We start from the raw sequence: 4,192 nt of genomic DNA on the forward strand, positions 1-4,192 counted from the left end.
TGGCCGGCGCCCCGGCGACCGGCGCGGCGGCGCGCGGCGGCGCGCTGCCGCAGGCGGCCAGCAGTGCGGCGAACAGCGAAAGTGCCGCGGCGCGGCAAAGATGGAAGTTCGGATCGGACATCAACGGGTTCCCGTGCTCGCCGCCGCGCTGCGCATGTCCTCGGGCGGCGATTTGCCGAGGGCAGGATCGTTCCAGAGCTGGTAGAGGAATTCGCCGCGGCTCAGGTTCTGCGGGCCGACGTCGAACGGTCGCTCCGGATTGGCCGAGCACAGCGTGTTCTCGGCCGGGATGCTGCCGGCCGCGGACTCGCGCTGCAGGAATTCGATGTAGTCGCGGCTCGCGACCTGGTACTTCAGGGTCGCCGTGACCGTGATCGGCAGCGGCGTGCCGGCGGGCACCGGAATCGTGTAGCTCGCGACGTCGTAGTTGACGAGCCGGTCGGCGCCGGGCGCCTGCGGCGGATAGGTCGTGCCGACCGGACGCAGCGCCGGGTCGCTGCCGCCGCGGAAGCCCAGCGGCGGAATGCGGTTGTCCTTCGCGATGCAGTTGTTGAGCACGAAATGGAACTGCTTGCGGCCGAGCGCGTCGGTCACCTTGCAGCTCGCGCTCGCGCCGTCCCAGATGCCCTGCAGCACTTCGTAGACGCGCGCCTGCGCGTCCTCGGTCAGCTGCGCGGTCGCCGCGTCGTAGGCGCCGCTGACGAACACGATCTGGTTCGCCGCGTCGCGCGCGACGACGTTGAGCCACATGCGACGGCCCTCGCCGTAGCCGGTCGGCAGCTTGTGGCCGCTGAGGTTGGTCACCTTGACCTTCGCGACGAGACTGGCCTGGCCGGCGACGTACGGATCGAGTGTGACCGCCACGAGCGCGCTGCGGTCCATGAGCATTTCCTTGGCCCAGAGGATCGTGCGGTCGAACGCGTCCTCGCGGTCGAGCTGGTCGGGCGCGCCGTACTGGGCCTTCAGCAGCCTGGGCACCCAGCTGTTCGCGCCGACGAACTCGTGCACCGGCAGATTGCCCTGGCGCGAGCCGGCCGGGTTGTTGACGCAGGCGCGCGCGTCCGGCGAGGACGACGTGCGCATGTGGCAGTCCTGGCAGGTCTGGCCGCGCGCGAGCGCCGGCTGCTGCGCCGGCGCGTCGCCGAGCCGGTCGCGGAAGATCACGTCGGCGAAGTCGCTGCGCAGCCATTCCGAATAGGTGCGCTCGACCGGGAAGGTCTGGCCCGTGTCGGTGCCGTCGTTGAGGATCAGGGTCTTGACCGGACCGGCCGGCGTCTCGGCCGCGTCGACGTTGTGACAGCTGCCGCAGATCTCGCCGGCCGCATGGAACGGCGAGGCCACCCAGCCGTGCGGCGGCTCCAGCGGACTGCCCGCGTCGTAGCGGTAGGGACCGCGCCGGCACGGACCGCCGTAGATGCTGCCGTCGGGATTCGTGCACTGCGTCGCGTCGTCGAGCCAGATCCGCGCACTGCCGATCGCCGTGGTCTGCCCGGCCGGGCCGCTCGGCATCATGCGATGGCAGTACTGGCAGTTGATGCCGCCGTAGTCGTTGCCCTTGGTGTCGGGCAACGCGTAGTTGCCCTGCAGCAGGCAGCCGTTCTCGCCGTTGACGGTCTGGCCCGGCGTCGCGGTCTTGCTGACGCGGCCTTCGAACCAGGCCATCGGCGCGTGGCAGCGCAGGCAGTAGTCGCCGGCGCCGGGCAGATCGCGGTTGGCCACGTCCAGCGCGGCCCAGAACAGCGGGTCGCGCGCGGCGTTGGCCTTCATCGAGCCGGACCAGGTGTTGTATGGCAGCAGCGGGCCGTCGGCCGGCGCGAAGCCGCGATGGCAGCCCTCGCAGGCGTCGGCCGGCTGGATGCCCCAGGCCAGACCGGGCTGGGTGCCGTGCGGCGTGTAGTCGACGGCCGCTGCGCCGCCGGCGCACAGCAGCCCCAGCATGAGCAGGCCGCCCGCCGCTGCTTCACGTATGCGCTCGATGAATCGTGCCGTCACGCTTCCCCCGCCGGTCGGCGTTCCGTCGCCGGGTCATGAAAAGCGCGTCCTGCACTTTTGTCCGAGTCGAAACGGCGGCCCGCCCCCGGGCCGCCGCCAGTTCAGTTGCCTGCCAGCACCGTCGAGGTCGCGGCCGTTTCGGGCGGCGACTTGCCGTGGGCAGGATCGTTCCACAAGCCATACAGGAACTCGCCGCGCGACTGCGACTGCGGACCGACCGTGAACGGCCGTCCCGGACCGCCGGCGCAGAGCGTGTTCTCGGCCGGAATCGCCGGCGCGCCGACCGCCTGGTCGCGCAGGAACTCGACGTACTCCTTGCTCGCGATCTGGTGGCGCAGGTTGGCCTCGATGCGCAGCGGCAGCGGCATGCCGGCCGGCAGCACGAAGCTGTACACCGTGTCGTCGTAGTTGACCAGCGTGCCCGAGCCCGGCGCGGTTTCCGGATAGGCGTAGCCGACCGGACGCACCTCGTCGCCGTTCGGATCCTCCGCGGTACGCGGATGAAAGCCCAGCGGCGGAATGCGGTTGTCCTTGGCCACGCAGTTGTTGAGCACGAAGTGGAAATGCTTCTGGCCGCCCGACTCGGTGCGGCAGGCGCCCGGCGGCGTCGGGTCCCAGATGCCCTGCAGCACTTCGTAGATCTTGATCTGGCCGTCCTCGGTCAGCACGCCGGTCGCCGGGTCGTAGGCGCCGCTCTCGGCGACCAGCGCGTTGCCCGCGTTGAACAGTTTGACGTTGAGCCACATGCGGCGGCCTTCGCCGTAGCCGGTCGGCAGCTTGTGGCCGCTGAGGTTGGTCGCGCGCACGCGGAACGTGACGTTGCCGGCGCTGCCCGCGGTCGGCGCCGTGAACGCCGTGACCGTCGTCGACAGGCTCGCGCTGGTCTGCAGCATGGCGCGCGCCCAGGCCACGGCGCGGTCGTAGTCGGCCGGCCGGTTGAAGCCGCCTTCGCTGCCGTAGAGCGTCTTGATGACGGCCGGAATCCAGGTGTTCGCGCCGACGAAGGTATGCGTGCGCAGGTCGCCCGTGCGCGAGCCTTCCTCGTTCAGGGTGCAGGCCTGGGCCAGCGGATCGGTCGAGTTCGGCATGTGACAGTTCTGGCACTGCTGCGCCTTGGCCAGCGCCGGCTGTCCCGACGGTGCCGCCTGCAGGCCGTCGCGGAAGATCAGGTCGGCGTGGAGGCTGCGCTGCCATTCGCTGTAGGTGCGCTCGATCGGGAACGGCCGCGTCGTGGCGGTGCCGTTCTCGAGCACGAGCGTCTTGAGCGGACCCTGGTCGGTGTCCGGCGTCGATACGTCGTGGCAGCTGCCGCAGAGCGCCGAGCTCGAATGCAGCGGCGAGGCCACCCAGCCGTGCGGCGGCTCGCGGCCGTCGTTGGCATAGTGATACGGACCGCGGCGGCAGGCGCCGCCGTATTCGTAGCCGGTCGAGGTGACGCAGGTGGCCGCGTCGTCGATCCACGCATTCGCGTTTCCGATCGCGAACGGCTGGTTCTGCGGACCGCTCGGCATCATGCGGTGGCAGTAGTGGCAAGTGACGCCGCCGTAGTCGTTGTCGTAGCCGTCGTCGTCGTCGTAGTCGCCGGTCAGCTGGCAGCCCGAGGCGCCGTTGGCCGGCTGGTTCGTGCCGTCGCCCTTCTTGAGCACGCGGCCGCCGAGCCAGCCCATCGGCGTGTGACAGCGCAGGCAGAAGTCGCCGGCGCCGGGATAGTCCTTGTTGGCGACGTCGAGCGCGGCCCAGAACAGCGGGTCGCGCGTCGCGTTGGCCATCATCGAGCCGCCCCAGGTGCTGTGCGGCAGGAACTGGCTCTGCGTCGCGTTGTAGCCGCGATGGCAGCCGACGCAGTTGTTCGTGGATTCCAGCGGCGTCTGCAGCAGCGGCTGGGTGCCGTGCGGCGTCAGGTCCAGCGCCTGCGCCGGAGCGGCCACGAGGGCGACTGCCACTGCCAGCGCCGGGACGACGGCCCGCAAAGCCCCTGCGACGTCACACAACCACCCCATCCGTACACCCCCGGCAAATACTGAATGCTCCCTGACCCCACGCATCCAGCCCCGGAAAGTAGCACAGCTTATGCCGTAACGGCGTAAGCCCGACGAAAGTCATCGTGGTGGCCCGGCGGTCTCGTCCGCCGGGCGCGGCCGGGGCGCCGGTTCCCAGTCGCGCCGCGGCGCCAGGGTCGCCGCAGTCCACAGTCCGGCGC

The 4,192-nt window shown here is 70.6% G+C and carries 2 protein-coding genes; both read right to left on the reverse strand.

Annotated features, from left to right (window positions below; genetic code table 11):
* Positions 1–120 precede the first annotated feature (120 nt).
* The gene (locus NON22_RS20970) at positions 121–1,992 is read right to left on the reverse strand and encodes a hypothetical protein (RefSeq protein ID WP_257388930.1); all 1,872 of its coding nucleotides are present in this window, start codon (positions 1,990–1,992) and stop codon (positions 121–123) included.
* A 101-nt stretch (positions 1,993–2,093) separates the two neighbouring features.
* A complete protein-coding gene (locus NON22_RS20975; protein WP_257388931.1) occupies positions 2,094–3,935 on the reverse strand; it encodes a hypothetical protein in 1,842 nt (613 codons plus the stop codon).
* Positions 3,936–4,192: the final 257 nt, after the last annotated feature.

Origin of the sequence: Tahibacter caeni (assembly GCF_024609805.1) — a bacterium.
Taxonomy (GTDB): Bacteria; Pseudomonadota; Gammaproteobacteria; order Xanthomonadales; family Rhodanobacteraceae; genus Tahibacter; species Tahibacter caeni.